The sequence below is a fragment of the Acinetobacter sp. Ac_5812 genome, from assembly GCF_013072695.1.
GTDB lineage: Bacteria > Pseudomonadota > Gammaproteobacteria > Pseudomonadales > Moraxellaceae > Acinetobacter.
The window spans coordinates 124,826-142,317 of sequence record NZ_LXUK01000005.1 but is presented as its reverse complement, the minus strand read 5'-3'; the positions used below and the strand labels follow the sequence as shown (position 1 = coordinate 142,317).

Sequence of the window (17,492 nt, the reverse complement as noted above, 5' to 3'; positions counted from 1 at the left end):
TCAATTTCTAAATGAAATTAGTTCTTATCTGGCAATGCGTATGCCACGAGATAATCACCCATTTTGGTACCAAATGAACCATGTCCACCGGCCATAATCACTACATATTGTTTGCCATTGGCTTCATAAGTCATTGGTGTTGCCTGCCCACCCGCAGGTAAACGTGCTTCCCATAACTTATCGCCATTTGAAACATTAAAGGCACGGATGTAATTATCTTGCGTTGCACCGACAAACATCACATTACCCGCAGTCGAAATCGAACCGCCTAAACCTGGCACACCAATTTTCACTGGTGGTAATTGGAATAAGGTTGGCAAGCTGTCACGAATGGTACCAATACGTTTTTTCCAGACCACTTCATGTGTTTTTAAATCCACACCAGCAACAAAGCCCCAACCCGGTTGTTTACATGGTAAACCTAATGGAGATAAGAACGGACTGATATCAACACCATATGGCGTACCATACATTGGTTGCATACCCTGCTCAGTACCCGCACCACGCGCCACAGGTTGACGGTTTGGGTCTGCTGGAATTAAACGACTTACGAATGGCAAACCAATCGGGTTCATCACCGCAACCTGACGATCTGCATTCACAGACATGCCGCCCCATTCAAACACACCCAAGTTTCCTGGGAAAACTAAAGTACCATTTTCAGAAGGTGGTGTATAAATACCATCGTAATTCAGACGTTTAAATTTCACACGACACATCAACTGATCAAACATGGTAGCACCCCACATGTCTTTATCAGTCAACTTATCTTTCGGTGCTAAATCAAAGTCAGAGAAAGGTTGAGTTTTTGAATAGAACTCGCCTTTAGTTTGTGGACCCCATTTCACCGTTTGCGGAACAGGTTTCTCGGTAATTGGTACAATTGGCTGACCATTACGACGGTCTAAAACAAAGGCATTGCCTGTTTTAGTCAATACATAAATCGCAGGAACCGTTTGACCTGATTTATCTTGAATATCCGCCAATGAAGGTTGTGATGGTACGTCCATATCCCACAAATCATGATGTGTGGTTTGGAAATGCCATACCAGTTTACCCGTCGTTGCATTAATCGCCAGCATTGAATTGGCATAACGCTCTTTCAACTCAGTACGATCTCCACCCCAGATATCTGGTGTACCTACACCTGTTGGAACATAGACGATATCGAGTTTTGAATCATAGGCAAGTGGCGCCCATGCATTTGGTGAATTATGAACAAATTGAGTGTCTTGACCTGGCATTGCATTTGGATCAGCTGCGCCTGTATCAAACACCCACAATAATTTACCGGTGTTCACGTCATAACCACGAATCACACCTGATGGCTCTTTATTCGAATGGTTATCCGTCACAGAACCTGCAATCACAACGGTTGTACCAGACACCACACCCGGAGATGTCGGGTTATAGCCGCCTGGATAAGCATATGGCATGAACTCTTGTAAATTCACTTCACCATTTTGACCAAAGTCAGAACATGCTTTACCTGTATCTGCATTGACCGCCACTAAACGACCGTCATTCACAGGAACAAACACTTTACGTGGACACTCGGTTGAGGTCGACTTCTTCGCCTGTAAGCTGGTTGCAAACTCAGTGGTATTGGCAGCGTCGTAGTACATCACACCACGGCAGGTTAAATGCTGGAAGGTCTTATCGGTTTTGAGTTTTGGATCAAAACGCCATTTTTCCTTCCCTGTCGCAGGGTCAATCGAGATTAGATGTTGATGTGGGGTACACATAAACATGTTATTGCCGATCTTGATTGGCGTGACCTGATTCGTGGTTTCGCCTGAGTCATTTTCAGTTCGGAAATCACCGGTACGTAAAGTCCAAGCCACTTTCAGATCTTTGACGTTTTTATCGTTGATCTGTGTGAGTGGAGAATAACGTTCACCACCCTGACTACGACCATATGCGGGCCAATCTTCAGGGGCAATACCATCCACTGCTTTCGCTTGTGCTGGCTGTGGCGTTTGAATGACACCATTGATTTCTTGTGGATCATTAAAGATCGAGTACACCATCACTACAATCGCAATAGCTAAAGTCGATGACAGTGCCACTTTACTTGAAGTGAGGTTATCAATCCCGCGTGTCACCGCTGGAATGAGTAACCACAAACCTAAGATGCCAAGGATATCAAGACGTGGTGCCAGTGCCCAGAAGTCAGTCCCAACTTCCCAAACACCCCAAACTACACTGCCTAACATCAATGCCGCATAGACCCATAATGGACCAGAGGCACGTTTATAGAGTTGTACTGCCACGATCAGCAACAGTACACCTGCGATCACATAATAAAAAGACCCGCCAATCGCTGCGAGCCAGATACCACCAACGAGCAAGAACAATGCAATGAGGGCGATAATCACCACCGTCAAGGTTCTAAGCCCAGATTTTGAAGCAGATTGATTCATAAGATCACCTTGCATCTTTTATATTTTGGATCCACTAAAAAGATGACTTATCTATTCAATGGTCGAGTTCAAATCACAATAACAATCTTGCAGATATCGCCCATCATCTGGACTGCATCTGCAAAACTGCCCGAGTATCGAAATTAGAAAATGGTTTGGAACTTAATCCCGCCCACCCAAGTCTTATCACCATCCTTCAATGCGCCAACATGGTGGACATATTGAATATTTGGACGAATCGTCAACCAGTTGGTGGCATGAATGCCGTAGTACAACTCAGTGTTATATTCTTCATCCAACAGACTGTTGTTTTTATCATTGGCATGAATACGAGCAACACCTATAGCCAGTTCATCTTGAGGACGTTGATCCAATAAACCCTTATAGACTAAACCGACATTTTGCATGTCTTTGATCGCATTGGTTTTCGAATCATGTACCGTGACATTGACAAAGCCTGTTAGACCTCGATCTGATTGACCGTCATGACGAGTGAGCTGCTGCTTCGCAGTAAACCAGCCGCCTTGTTTATGTCCAGTTTTGGCAGGATTCTCAATTTCTGCGGCATCGGCTGTGCTGTAATAATAACCAAAGCGGTATTCACCAGGCAGAGACAATGCGCCTAATTTAGGATTCCAGACCACTTCTGCAGGAATAATCGCACCACGAGAGCCATCTGTACTTAGGTTAAAACCTTTGCCGCGCTGTAAGTTCTCAGGGTTATATTCATATGCCCCGATTTGTGCATATAGGTCTGGCTGGAGGTTATATTTGACACGCAATGCCCATTGGCTCACAGGCCAGTTGTACCATTGATCACCAACCCAGTTACCCACCTGAGAACCACATAATGATAAGTTCTGGAAATCACAGTTAAAACTGTTGAAGTCTTCACCTTCACCAAAACGACCCACTTTAATATCTAAAGCTTGATCTAAAAATTTCTTTTTGATCCAGAGGTCGGTTAAACGCCAAGTTTGACCACGACCCCAAACTTCTTGTACAGAACTTTGGTGACCTTGTAAGCCATCTGCGGTTTGTGACAAAGGCTGTCCATCACGGTATGTCACCGTGATCTGGGCCTCAGTATCTTGCCAACCTAAAATTTTATTTAGGTCGAAATTAGTACCTAAAGCCAATTGCCCAGTAAATTCACTGCCATGGCTTGAGTATTGCTTAGAATCTAAAACCCCTGCAAATTCACCTGTGTAATCAGCAGAAAATTTGTAACCCTGTTCTTGCAACGCAGTGCGTTGACCGTTCCAATCACCAAACAGCCATTGACCATTTGGGTCAAATGCGGAAGATGCTGCTTGAGTATGTTGTGTGAAAAGACTCAATGATAGAACGGATAAACAAGAAACAATCAAAGACTTAGAGATTGTCATGTTTACGTAACCTTTTATGTTATTGTGTATAAAAGGTTACTCTCATTTTTAAATTACAACTTATTCAAAATGTTAACAATCTGTACAATATTTTAACAATCAGTGATTAGTCGCACATATTTTCTACCATTTACCCTCACCCAAACCCTGACCGATAAAGGCATACTTCATTTGCGAACGTGAAAACTTGATCGGACAGGCCAACTGTGGCTCAGTTTGTAATGCATTTTCCGATACTGGCACATCAACCACCCAGCCTCTTTGTTGAGCCATTGGCGAGACCAACGCTTCATCCAGACTGAGAACTGGTTCTACACAAATATCCAAGCTTTGGAACATATCTTGCCATTCGGCAAAGTTTTGCGTTTTAAACTTTTCCTGCAAGGCTTGCTTTACCGCTTGACGATCTTCAGGGTCAAACGAGGTTCCTTTTGCAAGCAACACGGGTAATTCTAGTGCTGCAGCCAAGCCTGTCATAAATTGTGGTTCTAAACTTCCCACTGAAAAATAGCGACCATCTTTGGTTTGATAATAATCATAGAAGCTTGCACCATTCAGCATTCCCGCCTCTGGTGCTTGTGGCGTTTGCCCGGCCAGACTGGCTGAAGCCGCCATACTATTTAAACTCGCCACACAATCCGTCATCGAAATATCAAGATATTGCCCCAGACCACTGCGTTGACGTTCAACCACAGCTGCAAGAATGCCAATCACTGCATGCAAAGAACCACCCGCTACATCGGCAATTTGAATGCCCAAGGGTGGCGGTCCACCATCTTGACGACCACTATGCCCAGACACGCCTGCCAATGCTAAATAGTTAATGTCATGACCCGCCCGATCTTTATACGCGCCAGTCTGACCATAACCTGTAATTGAACAGTAGATTAAACGTGGGTTAATCTCGGCCAACGTTTCATAGTCCAAACCTAAACGGCGCATCACATCGGGACGGAACTGTTCCAGCACAATATCGAACTCAGAGATTTTATTTTTGATCAGTTCAATATTGGCTGCATCTTTGAGGTCGAGTGCAATCGACTGCTTATTCCGATTCAGATAACTATGCGCAGTGGCCTGACCATTGGCATAGGGTGGCATAATCCGTACAAGGTCTGGACGCGTCGGTGATTCAACATGGATAACTTCTGCACCCATGTCCGCAAGGTACATACTGGCAAATGGTCCTGGTAATAAAGTCGAAAAATCGAGGACTTTCAATCCCTTTAGTGCAGATGGCATAATAATTTTTACTCAATTTGTTCAAATTTTCTTTTATACTAGGTGTGGATAAACACAAAAACAATGTCATGTTCAGCCATTTACCTTGATAGTTTCGGCAATTTAACATGTATACAAGGCGCAATTATTTTTCTTGTCAATTGCCATAGGGCTTGTTAATTGATCATATATATGTTGCGTTGTTAGCAAAAATTTTATCAGACGAGGCATGAAACGACAGGAATGACAATTCATTTCCGAGTTTCATAACGATGTATGAGGAAATTTTTGTTACAACCCTACGGGACAAAGGCATTTTTTGATGCTACTGCGTTATGTCATGCTCATTTAGAAGTACTAAATTTCACAAGCCACGTCTTGTACCATCTAAAAAATGTCTATTGTCGCAGCTATATCTGATCAACTAACAAGCCCTTTTTATTTTAGACGGTTATTTAGGTCAATTATCGTGAATAGTAAAGAAACTGAAGGATTCAATATGAGCCGTGATACGATCAGCATCCACTTCGTGAATGCGGCTTTAACAGGTGTTAAACGCCTAGGCATGGACGTTGAAACATTACTTTCACATGTCGGCATAGAGGCTGAATTACTCCGCCAACCGAAGGCTCGAATCTCTCCAGAGCAGTACACCCGTTTTGTAAAAATGTTATGGATGGTCACCCAAGACGAACACGTCGGTTTCGATGTACAGCCACGTCGCTTGGGTACATTTGCGATCATGTGCCAATTAATTATCCATTCTAAGACCCTTGGGCAAGCACTGGAACTCTCCTCTCAATTCTACAAATTGTTTGGAGATGAATGGTCAGTTAGCTTGGAACGTGACAAGCATGAAGCACGTTTAGTGCCGCATATCCCTAAAGCTTTAGACCCTGATCATTTCATTACTGAAAGCATGCTGATGATCTGGCACGGTCTAGCATCATGGTTAATTGAACGTCGCCTACCTTTAGAGCGTGTGCATTTTGGTTATGAGCGTCCGAATCATGCTGATGAATACGATGCATTGTTCTTCGCCCCAGTGATGCAATTCGATGCACCCCGTACAGAAATTACCTTTGCAGCAGATTATCTAGATCTCCCAATCCGTCAGGATGAAAAGACTTTAGAAGAGTTCTTAAAAGCAGCACCTGCACAATTATTAGTGAAGTTCAAAAATACCAACTCATTGACTTCACGCATTCGCGATGTATTAAAGAGCCAGATTGGCGAAGAAATGCCAACGCTCAACGATGTGGCAGCAATGTTGTATTTATCGCCACAAACTTTACGTCGTCGTTTGGCTGCCGAAGGCAAAAGCTATCAAGGTGTTAAGGATGCCTTACGTCGTGATGCGGCGATTCATTTATTGTTGACTCCTAATCTCACTCTTGAAGATGTAGCACAGCAAGTCGGCTTTAGTGAAACCAGTACTTTCCACCGTGCCTTTAAAAAATGGACAGGTGTTACCCCTGGTCTATATCGCCAATTACACGGTCATCACAACTAATCGTTTCAATGCAGTGTTTAACCTGATGTAGTTGAACACTGCATTTTAAATATGCTAATAATCAAGCAGACCTCTACAATTTGCTTGAATAACAATGATCATTAAAAAAGCTGACTTCTCTCACCCACAAGTTCAAAATTTGATTCATATCCATTTGTATGGCCTGCATCAAAACACTCCACTTGAGCATCGTTTTGCTTTAGACCTCAGCAGCCTGCAAAAAGATTCAATTAGCGTCTATACCTTATGGAACGATAAAGAATTACTGGGTTGTGGCGCAATTCAAGAACTGACACCCGACCATGCAGAAATCAAATCTATGCGGACTCATCCCGACCATTTGCGCCAAGGTGTCGCAAAGCAGCTGCTGGAGTATTTACTGAAAGTTGCTCAAGAGCGTCAATATCAACGAGTCAGTTTAGAAACGGGAAAAGACGTTCACTTTGATGCAGCAATCAAACTTTATAAGAAGTTTGGCTTTGTTCAAGGTGCAGCTTTCGCAGAATATACCGAATCAGCCTATAACCAATTCTTTCATTTAGATTTATCGAATGAGTCCATAAACGCAAACTTGAGATGATCTACGCATTGAATAGCCATTGCTCAATGCCTTTTGGATAAACAGGAGATTGAGTGAGTTTTATTTGTTCTCGACTCAGCCACTGTGCGATATAGCGATATCCATTGGTTTCATTACCCTGTATTTCTTGCTTGTTGTACACATCCGAATCGACAAATTTGGCATCATATACAAACACAATTTCATGGCCTTGCTGCCCATCAAAGCGAAATAGATTTTCCAATACACAGATAAGTTTTGGCTGTGTTATCTGCTGCTGAATTTCCTCTTCGACTTCTCGTTCTATTGCCTGCACAGAAGTTTCTCCAAACTCAACACCACCACCAATTGGTCTGAAAAAATATTCGTCCTTGTTGGGATCATACGCTTTTGCAAGTAAGACCTTGTCATTGTGGCGAAATAGGCATAACGCTTTGGCGCGAATAGATGTCATTGTTTAGCCTTAATCTGCTGTAAAAACTCAGCTGCTTGTTTCGGGGAGCTTAAATGAACAAATCGAATTTGCTGGTATTGGGGATCATTCATCATCGTCAAATACTTTTTCCGATTTTTAGCATGATGACTAATCATCCATAAAATAATCGAATCTTTAGACAGAAAACTGCTCTTAAAACTTTCTCGATTATTCGAACTCGCCCACAATCTTTTTTGCGTTACTGCTCGACTGATCGCCCGTTTCACTGAGCGATACAGATTCAAGGAAAAGGAATAATCTAACCAAATAATCGTATCAACATATCTCTGCTTCAAATCCTGCGTTCGAGAATAATTACCATCAAGCACCCATCCAGCAGTGGCTTGCTCCATTTGAGCTTGTAATTTAGCAAAAAATTCCTGATCAGGTGTTTCCTGCCAATTATCCAACCAAAACAAATCATCCATTTCAATATGCGCCACAGCCAGCTTTTGAGCAAGCTGACGAGCAAAAGTGGTTTTCCCTGAAGCAGATGTTCCGACAACATTAATAAATTTCATCCCCCCCCCCTGATTGTATAACACATGATTTTACTTACACTGATGATGAGTATTTATAAGTGTAGACTTTCTAAAAAACGCCTCGTTTGCGTTGGTGTGGTTAAATGTATAAACCGAATATGCTGATAGTCTGGATGTTGCATCATGGCTAAATATCGCCGCTTATTTTGCGGATATTTCTGCAACATCCACAGAAAGATCGATTTCTTGGAGAACATCATTTTCCAACTCTCTCTATTGTTTGAATCTTCCCATAATCGTTCTCGACTCAAAGCCCGCCACAAGGTTCGTTTTGTCAGTCGATATAAATTGATCGAAAATGAATAATCCAACCAGATCACCGTATCGACCTCAGACCAAATCCTATCGATACTACGCGTATACAGATTATCAATCACCCAACCAGCGGGTGCCGCGTCCATGCTTGATTTAAGCTTGTCAAAAAAATCATCATTCGGTGACTCCTGCCAGTCATCCAACCAAAGTAAATTATCCAGTTCGATGTATTGTAATTGTTGTTTTTGCGCCAACTGTCGGGCAAGCGTCGATTTACCTGAACCTGTGGTACCAATAATATTAATAAATTTCATTTGTTATTAGCACAATAAAAAGGCATGTGAGTTTATACAACTTGCATCGGCTTGTGAACCAGTCGATGCAAGTTATAAATCAATTACTTATCTCTTGCCGCTTGAATCAGTTTCGCAGCATTGTCCCCTGTCACCTGCCAAGTGAGACAACGCACACTGCCGCCCATTGGACAAACACTTTCAGCATTCACAGGAATAACTTTCTTAGAAGTATTCTGCTTGATGATCGTGAGTGCTTTTTGATCATGCGGCATATTAAAGGTTGGCACATAAATATTGTGATGTGTGACCGTGGCATTCAAATTCACACCACATGCTGACTCAAAACCCTCCCACTGACCTTTCGGATTAGTCTTATATTCAACAGGCACTTCCACAATTTTTGCAGTTGGAAAAGAAGCTTTTAACTCCTTCATTACGGTGGTTCTAAATGCTGGTGTTTTTGAATAGTCATTCACCAGCAAGGTATTTTTATCCACCCAACTGACCATACCATCTGAATGTGCCAGCACTTCTTCATCTGGCTCTAGAATGGCAACTTCAATTGCACCCAACGTGGCTTTTAACTCTTGTTTGGCCTCGTTATAACTAAGCTCATTATCTTCCATGAAACGTGTGGTGGTAATCACACGACCCGCATAGTCATCAACTAGGTTACCCCCATCTAGCATCAAATCAGTTTTGGCTCTTTGAATTTGATAACGGTCAGCAAATTGGCTAAAACTTTTTTGCACATCTTTACTTTGTTTCTGCGTCATCGAGGCCCAAGTATAGGTAAATTGCACAGGCTGCATTGGATTAACCGTAGTGAAGTCGCGCATCCAAATATCACGGACATCATCCACCAGTAAAATATCTTCAGGCACTTTGCCTGTGAAATACGGCTTAGTGTCTTTATCCACCACAATCACCACATTATCATTGCCCAAAATGGACTTGGCGTAATCAATTTGGAAATCGACAATCCGTTGAAAAGCAGACTTGTAATAAGGATCATGTACAGAAGGTGCAGACAACACCAACAACATTTTGTCATCAGCAACTTGATTGGAATAGATTTGACTCATCTTGTTTTTATCCTGCTTTGCTGTGCTGTTTTCAACATCCCGTCCAGATGTATCACATCCCAAAAGTGACAAGATCAATGCCATCGCTGCATAGTGACGCTTGGTTTTTATCATGTAGTTTCGCTCATCATTTCTATCTCTCATTTTCAAGCACTAGTCTAATCGAAGACACTGTCAGACTTATCAAAAGACACCAAAATTAACGATTGTTTGAATTTCCCATCCCATTGGCGAAAAACATCAAACTTGTCAATGTTTATCATCATTGCACTGACATTTAAATTGAGTACACTCGATAAACAACAATTTTAAGGTGATACAAGGAAAACCTATGAGCGAGGCCTACATTATTGATGCCATTCGCACGCCACGCGGAAAAGGAAAAAAAGATGGCTCACTGCATGAAGTTAAACCCATTACTTTACTGACATCATTACTGAATGAATTACAACAACGTCACCAACTAGACACCTCAAAAGTCGATGACATCGTTTTAGGTTGTGTCACACCGATTGCTGATCAAGGGGGCGATATTGCCAAAACCGCTGCGATTGCCGCAGGGTGGAATGATGATGTGGCAGGTGTGCAAATCAACCGTTTCTGTGCATCTGGTTTGGAAGCAGTCAATTTAGCAGCACAAAAAGTCCGCTCTGGTTGGGAAGATGTGGTCGTTGCAGGCGGTGTGGAATCCATGTCACGTATCCCAATGGGTTCTGATGGCGGCCCTTGGGCACTTGATCCTGAAACCAACTTAAAATCTTCTTTTGTACCACAAGGCGTTGGTGCAGACCTCATTGCAACCTTAGATGGCTATAGCCGTGAAGATGTTGATGCGTTTGCAGTCGGCTCACAACAAAAAGCAGCGGCAGCACAGGCCAAAGGTTATTTCGATAAATCTGTGGTGCCAGTTAAAGATCATTCAGGTGTGCTGATCTTAGAAAAAGATGAATTTATTCGAGGTGCGACCACAGTTGAAGGCTTAGCAAAACTCAATGCCAGCTTTGAAATGATGGGACAAATGGGCTTCGATGCGGTTGCACTACAGAAGTATCCTGAAGCACAAAAAATCAACCATGTGCATCATGCGGGTAACTCCTCAGGCATTGTTGATGGCGCTGCGGTGGTGTTATTGGCTTCTGAAAAAGCCGTCAAAGAACAAGGCTTAAAGCCACGTGCCAAAGTATTGGCAACCGCATTGGTGGGTACAGACCCGACCATCATGCTGACAGGTCCTGCGCCTGCTGCACGTAAAGCCTTGGCCAAAGCTGGCTTAACGATTGATGATATTGACCTATTTGAAGTCAATGAAGCATTTGCGGCCGTGGTGATGCGTTTTATCAATGAGCTCAAGGTTCCAGCCGAGAAAGTCAATGTCAATGGCGGTGCCATTGCGATGGGTCATCCATTGGGTGCGACTGGCGCGATGATTCTAGGCACTTTGCTGGATGAATTAGAGCGTCAAGGTAAAAAACGTGGCTTGGCTACATTGTGTGTCGGTGGTGGAATGGGGATTGCCACCATTATTGAGTTGGTGTAAGGAGCACAACATGAGCGCTATTAAATACGAAAAAAACGCTGACAATATTGTAATTCTTACCCTTGATTCATCGGGTCAATCTGCCAATACCATGAATGCAGAATTCCGTGATTCACTCAATGACGTCAGCCAAAAGCTTAAAGCAGAAACCGATCTAAAAGGTATTATTTTCCGTTCTGCCAAGAAAACCTTCTTTGCAGGCGGTGACTTGGATGAGCTGATTCAAGTACAACCTGAACATGCCACTGAATTCTTCAAAATGATTGAAGAGCTCAAAGGTGACTTACGTGCGATTGAAACTTTGGGTGTGCCTGTTGTTGCTGCCTTAAATGGTACGGCACTTGGTGGTGGTTGGGAAATTGCATTGGGCTGTCACTACCGTATTGCCATCAATGACCCAAAAACCAAATTTGGTTTGCCTGAGGTCACTTTAGGCTTACTGCCAGGTGGTGGCGGTATTGTGCGTATGGTACGTTTGCTTGGCTTACAAAATGCATTTCCATTTTTGATGGAAGGTAAGCAGTTTGGCGTGGATAAAGCAAAATCGCTCGGCTTAGTTCATGACACCGCTGAGAACGAACAAGAGCTGTTAGACAAGGCGATTGCTTGGGTCAAAGCCAATCCGAAATCGCAACAACCTTTTGATGTCAAAGGCTACAAGATTCCAGGTGGCGATCCAAAAACGCCTGCGGTAGCACAAGTGCTTGCGATTGCTCCTGCGATGCTGCGTGACAAAACCAAAGGTTGCTATCCTGCGCCTGAAGCGATCATGGCGGCAGCAGTAGAAGGTGCGCAGGTTGATGTTGATACCGCTTTACGTATCGAATCACGTTACTTTACTCAACTCACAGTCGGTCAGATTTCTAAGAATATGATCGGTACTTTTTGGCATGGTCTCAATGCAATTAAGTCTGGTGCAAGTCGCCCTGCGGATGTTGCAAAATGGCAAGCGACTAAAGTCGGTGTGTTAGGTGCAGGGATGATGGGTGCAGGCATTGCCTATTCAACTGCAATCAAAGGCATTCCGGTCGTCCTCAAAGATGTCTCTGTTGAAAATGCAGAAAAAGGCAAAGCTTATTCACAGAAACTATTGGATAAACGTGTTTCACAAGGTCGTATGAGCGCAGAAAAGCGTGACCAAGTTTTAGCACTGATTACTGCAACGGCAAATGCAGCAGATCTGCAAGGCTGTGACCTGATCATCGAAGCAGTATTTGAAAACCAAGAACTGAAAGCTAAAGTGACTCAGGAAGCTGAACAATATTTGGCTGAAGGTGGAATCTTTGCATCGAATACCTCTACCCTGCCCATCACAGGTTTGGCGACGGCGAGTAAAGATGCTCAAAAATTCATTGGACTACATTTCTTTAGTCCAGTCGATAAAATGCAACTGGTTGAAATTATCAAAGGCAAACAAACCTCTGCCGAAACTTTGGCGAAGGCTTATGACTTTGTTCAACAAATTGCCAAAATCCCAATCGTGGTGAATGACAGCCGTGGCTTCTTTACCAGTCGCGTGTTTGGTACTTTCATCCAAGAAGGAATGCGTTTACTCGCAGAAGGTGTACACCCTGCCAAAATTGAAATGGCAGCATTGAAAGCAGGTATGCCTGTTGGTCCACTGGCGATTCAGGATGAAGTGTCTTTAACGTTGACTGAGCATGTTGCTGGGGAAACCCGTAAAGCCTTGCAAGCAGAAGGTAAAGATTTGCCAAAAACTCCTGTGGATGAAGTGGTATATACCATGATTCATGAACTGAACCGTAAAGGAAAAGCGGCAGGTGCAGGTTTCTATGACTATCCTGAAAATGGTAAAAAGCATTTATGGGATGGGCTTAGTCGCTGGCAGAAAGACGATACGATTTCTGAACAAGACATGATTGACCGTTTCCTGTTTGTGCAGGCACTGGATACGTTACGTTGCTATGAAGAAGGGGTTTTAGAATCAGTGATTGATGCCAATGTCGGGTCGATTTTTGGAATTGGCTTTGCCCCTTGGACAGGTGGTGCCATTCAATTCCTGAATCAGAACGGCATTCAAAAATCCTTACAACGTGCTGAGCAACTGGCGGCACAATATGGTGACCGTTTTACACCACCAAAGTTATTGAAAGAACAAGCACAGCAAAATACTGTGATTCAATAATCTCGATTTAGCCAAGCCAATTAAGGCCCGTATGGAACTCCTTGTCTGTACGGGCTTTTTTATATGCTCGACAAAATCACAGCAAAACATCTGAGTAATGCATCACAATTTATGCTATAACTTTAGCAATTCTGCTTTATTTTTTTGCATCATTTGGAAATTTCTTATGTCTGAAAAACTCTGCCCAGAAACTTCGCCTTGGGGTTGGAAAGCATTAATTATCACCACAATTCTCAGTGTACTGTTTATGGTGATTTTCTACTTGGCTATTAATAATGAACCAGATTATATGCCAATGAATCAAAAGAAAGCGGCTACCCCAGCTGAAATGTCACAATCATCAGTGACAACAGAAACAGGGGCAACGGAAGCACATCAACACAATCACTAAAATATTAGGGTCTGTCGACATTTCAGAGATACTTGCGACAGAGAACATTTTTTAGACGATACAAGGCATGTCTTATGCAATTTAGTTATTCTAAATAAATTAAGGCATAACGAAGTAGCGGCAAAAAATGTCCCTGTCCCGCAGGGTTATGGCTAAAACATCCATAAACTGCGTTATGAAACTTGACAAGGGTATCGCCATTGCCTTCATTTCATGCCTTGTTTATGTCGTTTTAGCCGATAACGCAATGCATGGATGAAATATCAACAGACCCTGTTGTCGAATATGATAAATCCGTGTAAAACATGGATTTATCATGATATTCGAGATTTTCAATGCTTCAACAAAATCGTCAGGCACTGGTCGTTGAAGGTGGTGGAATGCGCGGTGCATTCACCAGCGGTGTCTTAGATGCATTTTTACAGCAACAATTTAATCCTTTTGATCTCTGCGTTGGCGTCTCTTCAGGCTCAACCAATGTGGCCAACTACCTCGCAGCACAGCAAGGCCGCACCCTAAATCTCTATCTCGATCACTCGCTTCGTTCTGAGTTTATTCAATATGGTCGCTTTTTCAAAGGTGGTGACTTACTGGATTTAAAATGGATGTGGGACATCGTCGAAAAAGAGCATCCGCTCAATCAAGCCCATCTGTTTGCCAATCACCCTGAATTTTATATGGTATTGACGCATGCCATTTCAGGTGAAGCCACTTATATCAAAGCCTCCAAAGACAATATCCTTGATGGATTAAGAGCCTCGAGCTCGATTCCGGTATTAACACGTCAAGCCGTTGAGGTTTTTGGTGAGCCCTACTTTGATGGGGGTGTGGCCGATGCCTTACCCGTACATTGGGCGGCACAACAGCATGATGTCTCTAAACTCATGGTACTCAGAACTCGCCCGAAAAGTTATTATAAGGCCAGCAGTAAAGGTGACCAATTGCTTGCCAAATACCTGTTTAAGCAGCAACGTGGTTTTGCGCATAGTCTTTTGACTCGCACACAACGTTATAACGATGCCGTCGAATTTACCCGCTCAGCCGCTAACCAGAAAATTTTGGAAGTGTGTCCCCCTGATTTAAAAAACATGGCAGGTCGTCTTTCTAAGGATAAAGCCAAGATTCGCTATAGTTATGATGTGGGTCTAGAAACAGGCTATAAAGCGATTGAAGACTGGAATACGCTTTAATCCTTATTCAGTCGACTTTGGATGGTGAAGCGGTTTTATTCTTAATACGCTTCCCTCTCTAAAGTATGAGCCCATTGCTGATCACTTTCCCCCAACTCCATATTTTTACTTGGCAAATCAGTCCAAAAAGGCGCAAAATCTAGTTTTGTTTTTTGTTATTTTTGGAATTTATTATGAATAACCAACCATCCCCCAAAAAAGATTCAAATGAAGAAACGGTATTGGGATGGAAATTTGTCATCATTGTCGGTGTACTCAGCACCATCTTTTTAAGCTTTTTCTATTTGGCCATGACCCAAGAACCTGATTATATGCCAGGTGCACAACGTAAAGCGCAACAGCAAGAACAGCAACACACTCAACAATCAGCCACTTCTGAAGTCGTAACAGAACAGCATTAACCAGTTTTACCCCTGACAAACTTCTCTTATTGGGAGTTTGTCATCTGACTGGAAAAAATCAAAGTGTTCATCTTTATTCGTCTTTTCTCCAAAACTTCCACTTATCTTTTGGGCAGATATAGGCTTGCTCTGAGACAGGAACCAATTGCTTCGACGCTAAATCATAGACCTTAAATTGGCATTGCTGGTTTTCATTCTCTCCCAATATTTCATACTCGCGGCCTGCTTGTGGTTTAAATGAAGCTTCCGTATTCTCACATCCATCGACCACTTTGGCTTTGCCCGTAGTCTGCTCTGTACCCACTACAAATCCATGCAGATTGATCGGTTGATTGGCAGTTACCACATATTCCTTATAGGTCACCATCTGATAGGTATTAAAATTCTGCTCAATGTCCTTTTGTATGATTGTGCGTGGCATACCAATCGAATAATTCATATTGATTCGGGTATAGGTTTTGAAAGCATTCCATGCCCCGTAGCCACTTAAATTTTCACGTATCCCTTGTTTTCTATTTTTACAATCAAAAGTATGCTGCATATATATTTGCTGACCATTTTGGCCATATAAACGAACTCTGGCTTGCGTTGAAGGATTAAAACTGACAACGCCCTTCTGATTGAGTGGACTCTCAAACTCTTTTGCTTCACTTAAATTGGAGAAGACCAAGAGCAAAATAGCGAGATACATTTTGTTTTTCATCATTGGAATGACTCGACTTGTTATTCTTCAATTTTTATTTACAACCCTATCGCATAAGTAACGATATCAACCCATATTGATTGATATCGTTAGATTTATCCAGCAATCAATGCATGTGATTAGCACTTACAACCGATATTCTCGATTGGCATTTGATCTTGCAATAACAATTCCAGACTCTGTTTTTCAATGCCATACATGGTTTTCAACGCTTGGATTTGCTGCATGATTTTTGCATCGGGTTGCTGAATATCCTTTCGTTTCGTCGCCAAAATCATTTTATTCTTACTGGTATGCTCCAAAGACACAAACTCGAATACTTTGGTTTCATAACCATAAGCTTTTAACAATAAGGCACGTAAAGTATCGGTCAGCATTTCCGCCTGTTGCCCTGCATGAATCCCGAATTGCAACATCGGCTGTAACACCTCTGGACTTTTTAGCTGTGGACGGAGTTCCTTATGGCAACACGGCGCGCACATAATCATCGACGCATTCAGACGAATACCGGTATGAATGGCAAAGTCAGTCGCAATATCACAAGCATGTAAGGCGATCATTACATCCAACTTTTCAGGTTGATAACTCCGCACATCCCCTTCAAAAAAATCAAGATGATTAAAACCGGTCTGAGCAGCAACATCTTGGCAAAACTCAACTAAGTTTGAACGCAGTTCAACTCCCGTAATTAACGGTGTTTTCTGTTGTGCTTGTAGATAGTCATACAAGGCAAAGGTTAAATAGCCCTTTCCTGAACCAAAATCGACAATATTCAATTCTTGCTGTGATGCATCAATCTGCTCATAGGCATGCGAAAAGATTTCAATAAATTTATTAATCTGCTTCCACTTACGCGCCATGCTTGGAATGATTTGCCCTTTTTCATCGGTAATACCGAGATACTTTAAAAATGGACTTTGTTGTTGTACATAACGCTGCTTTTCACGATCATGCTGCTGTTGTTCTATTTTGGCTGTAGGAACTTGTTTTTTCTGGCTATTCAACATCGCTTTCTTTTTATTTTTCTTGAGTTGAATATCTTGATCAGAAGTGAATAGATTGGCTTGCTTAGACAGGTTCAATAGCTCAGCAATTTTTTCTAAGCCTTCATCAATCGCATAGTTTTTGGTCATGTCTTGTGTGGTGTAATGATATAAACAAGATAAACTTGCCTGACCCTGTAGTTCAATTACACGGAAAGTCATCTTTTCTAATTGTGCCATTTCGCCTTTGTACTGACTCAAAATCAGACGATCAAAGCTTTTATTTTCAATAGATTGCTGGATATCCAAGAAAAACTGCTGTTCTTGTTCAAAAGAAAATTTCGGCGCAAACATAATGAAAACCTGACAAATAGAAACTAAATT

Annotated in this window: 16 protein-coding genes; 7 read left to right on the top strand and 9 right to left on the bottom strand. The window is 42.4% G+C overall.

Annotation, left to right across the window (positions count from 1 at the left end):
• Positions 1–17 precede the first annotated feature (17 nt).
• From A7P55_RS04090 to A7P55_RS04080, 3 genes are all read right to left on the bottom strand, one after another.
• A complete protein-coding gene (locus A7P55_RS04090) occupies positions 18–2,423 on the bottom strand; it encodes a glucose/quinate/shikimate family membrane-bound PQQ-dependent dehydrogenase (RefSeq protein WP_005208740.1) in 2,406 nt (801 codons plus the stop codon).
• Between the two features lie 143 nt (positions 2,424–2,566).
• The gene (locus tag A7P55_RS04085) at positions 2,567–3,790 is read right to left on the bottom strand and encodes a carbohydrate porin (protein WP_171551341.1); all 1,224 of its coding nucleotides are present in this window, start codon (positions 3,788–3,790) and stop codon (positions 2,567–2,569) included.
• 144 nt (positions 3,791–3,934) lie between these two features.
• Entirely contained in the window at positions 3,935–5,053 is a 1,119-nt protein-coding gene (locus A7P55_RS04080) for a CaiB/BaiF CoA-transferase family protein (protein WP_216077961.1), read from the bottom strand.
• Positions 5,054–5,531: 478 nt separating this feature from the next.
• Here A7P55_RS04080 and A7P55_RS04075 point away from each other — a divergent pair, with 478 nt between their 5' ends.
• Positions 5,532–6,545 carry an AraC family transcriptional regulator gene (locus tag A7P55_RS04075; RefSeq protein ID WP_004652394.1) on the top strand — a complete coding sequence of 338 codons (1,014 nt, stop codon included), beginning with the start codon at positions 5,532–5,534 and terminating at the stop codon, positions 6,543–6,545.
• 94 nt (positions 6,546–6,639) lie between these two features.
• Positions 6,640–7,125 carry a GNAT family N-acetyltransferase gene (locus A7P55_RS04070; protein ID WP_171551190.1) on the top strand — a complete coding sequence of 162 codons (486 nt, stop codon included), beginning with the start codon at positions 6,640–6,642 and terminating at the stop codon, positions 7,123–7,125.
• Between the two features lies 1 nt (position 7,126).
• Here the strand turns inward: A7P55_RS04070 and A7P55_RS04065 are convergent, their stop codons facing one another.
• The 4 genes from A7P55_RS04065 to A7P55_RS04050 form a co-directional block, all read right to left on the bottom strand.
• On the bottom strand, positions 7,127–7,558 hold the full coding sequence (locus A7P55_RS04065) for an NUDIX domain-containing protein (protein WP_171551189.1): 432 nt from the start codon (positions 7,556–7,558) through the stop codon (positions 7,127–7,129).
• Complete coding sequence (locus A7P55_RS04060; RefSeq protein ID WP_171551188.1) at positions 7,555–8,100, bottom strand: AAA family ATPase; 546 nt, start codon at positions 8,098–8,100, stop codon at positions 7,555–7,557. The genes A7P55_RS04065 and A7P55_RS04060 overlap by 4 nt, the downstream gene beginning before the upstream one ends.
• Positions 8,101–8,153: 53 nt before the next feature.
• Entirely contained in the window at positions 8,154–8,690 is a 537-nt protein-coding gene (locus A7P55_RS04055) for an AAA family ATPase (protein WP_171551187.1), read from the bottom strand.
• Between the two features lie 83 nt (positions 8,691–8,773).
• The gene (locus A7P55_RS04050) at positions 8,774–9,871 is read right to left on the bottom strand and encodes an agmatine deiminase family protein (RefSeq protein WP_171551186.1); all 1,098 of its coding nucleotides are present in this window, start codon (positions 9,869–9,871) and stop codon (positions 8,774–8,776) included.
• A 217-nt stretch (positions 9,872–10,088) separates the two neighbouring features.
• Here A7P55_RS04050 and A7P55_RS04045 point away from each other — a divergent pair, with 217 nt between their 5' ends.
• The 5 genes from A7P55_RS04045 to A7P55_RS04025 all read left to right on the top strand — a co-directional run bounded on the left by A7P55_RS04045 (position 10,089) and on the right by A7P55_RS04025 (position 15,422).
• On the top strand, positions 10,089–11,294 hold the full coding sequence (locus A7P55_RS04045; protein ID WP_171551185.1) for an acetyl-CoA C-acetyltransferase: 1,206 nt from the start codon (positions 10,089–10,091) through the stop codon (positions 11,292–11,294).
• A 10-nt stretch (positions 11,295–11,304) separates the two neighbouring features.
• Entirely contained in the window at positions 11,305–13,440 is a 2,136-nt protein-coding gene (locus A7P55_RS04040) for a 3-hydroxyacyl-CoA dehydrogenase NAD-binding domain-containing protein (RefSeq protein ID WP_171551184.1), read from the top strand.
• A gap of 166 nt (positions 13,441–13,606) precedes the next feature.
• Positions 13,607–13,831, top strand: coding sequence for a hypothetical protein (locus A7P55_RS04035; RefSeq protein ID WP_005206131.1), 225 nt, complete (start codon positions 13,607–13,609; stop codon positions 13,829–13,831).
• Positions 13,832–14,166: 335 nt separating this feature from the next.
• On the top strand, positions 14,167–15,021 hold the full coding sequence (locus A7P55_RS04030; RefSeq protein ID WP_171551183.1) for a patatin family protein: 855 nt from the start codon (positions 14,167–14,169) through the stop codon (positions 15,019–15,021).
• Positions 15,022–15,194: 173 nt separating this feature from the next.
• The gene (locus A7P55_RS04025; protein ID WP_016660169.1) at positions 15,195–15,422 is read left to right on the top strand and encodes a hypothetical protein; all 228 of its coding nucleotides are present in this window, start codon (positions 15,195–15,197) and stop codon (positions 15,420–15,422) included.
• 73 nt (positions 15,423–15,495) lie between these two features.
• On the opposite strand, the gene A7P55_RS04020 is transcribed toward A7P55_RS04025, so the two are convergent.
• Together A7P55_RS04020 and A7P55_RS04015 are read right to left on the bottom strand one after the other, a co-directional pair.
• Positions 15,496–16,128 (bottom strand): hypothetical protein, encoded by a 633-nt coding sequence (locus tag A7P55_RS04020; RefSeq protein WP_171551182.1) that lies wholly within the window; start codon positions 16,126–16,128, stop codon positions 15,496–15,498.
• 116 nt (positions 16,129–16,244) lie between these two features.
• The gene (locus A7P55_RS04015; RefSeq protein WP_171551181.1) at positions 16,245–17,462 is read right to left on the bottom strand and encodes an SAM-dependent methyltransferase; all 1,218 of its coding nucleotides are present in this window, start codon (positions 17,460–17,462) and stop codon (positions 16,245–16,247) included.
• Positions 17,463–17,492: the final 30 nt, after the last annotated feature.

Excerpts from the sequence above, each read along its gene's own strand:
- A7P55_RS04090 (WP_005208740.1), bottom strand. The coding sequence starts at position 2,423 with ATGAATCAATCTGCTTCAAAATCTGGGCTTAGAACCTTGACGGTGGTG.
- A7P55_RS04080 (WP_216077961.1), bottom strand. The coding sequence starts at position 5,053 with ATGCCATCTGCACTAAAGGGATTGAAAGTCCTCGATTTTTCGACTTTA.
- A7P55_RS04075 (WP_004652394.1), top strand. The coding sequence starts at position 5,532 with ATGAGCCGTGATACGATCAGCATCCACTTCGTGAATGCGGCTTTAACA.
- A7P55_RS04070 (WP_171551190.1), top strand. The coding sequence starts at position 6,640 with ATGATCATTAAAAAAGCTGACTTCTCTCACCCACAAGTTCAAAATTTG.
- A7P55_RS04065 (WP_171551189.1), bottom strand. The coding sequence starts at position 7,558 with ATGACATCTATTCGCGCCAAAGCGTTATGCCTATTTCGCCACAATGAC.
- A7P55_RS04060 (WP_171551188.1), bottom strand. The coding sequence starts at position 8,100 with ATGAAATTTATTAATGTTGTCGGAACATCTGCTTCAGGGAAAACCACT.
- A7P55_RS04055 (WP_171551187.1), bottom strand. The coding sequence starts at position 8,690 with ATGAAATTTATTAATATTATTGGTACCACAGGTTCAGGTAAATCGACG.
- A7P55_RS04050 (WP_171551186.1), bottom strand. The coding sequence starts at position 9,871 with ATGATAAAAACCAAGCGTCACTATGCAGCGATGGCATTGATCTTGTCA.
- A7P55_RS04045 (WP_171551185.1), top strand. The coding sequence starts at position 10,089 with ATGAGCGAGGCCTACATTATTGATGCCATTCGCACGCCACGCGGAAAA.
- A7P55_RS04040 (WP_171551184.1), top strand. The coding sequence starts at position 11,305 with ATGAGCGCTATTAAATACGAAAAAAACGCTGACAATATTGTAATTCTT.
- A7P55_RS04035 (WP_005206131.1), top strand. The coding sequence starts at position 13,607 with ATGTCTGAAAAACTCTGCCCAGAAACTTCGCCTTGGGGTTGGAAAGCA.
- A7P55_RS04030 (WP_171551183.1), top strand. The coding sequence starts at position 14,167 with ATGCTTCAACAAAATCGTCAGGCACTGGTCGTTGAAGGTGGTGGAATG.
- A7P55_RS04025 (WP_016660169.1), top strand. The coding sequence starts at position 15,195 with ATGAATAACCAACCATCCCCCAAAAAAGATTCAAATGAAGAAACGGTA.
- A7P55_RS04020 (WP_171551182.1), bottom strand. The coding sequence starts at position 16,128 with ATGATGAAAAACAAAATGTATCTCGCTATTTTGCTCTTGGTCTTCTCC.
- A7P55_RS04015 (WP_171551181.1), bottom strand. The coding sequence starts at position 17,462 with ATGTTTGCGCCGAAATTTTCTTTTGAACAAGAACAGCAGTTTTTCTTG.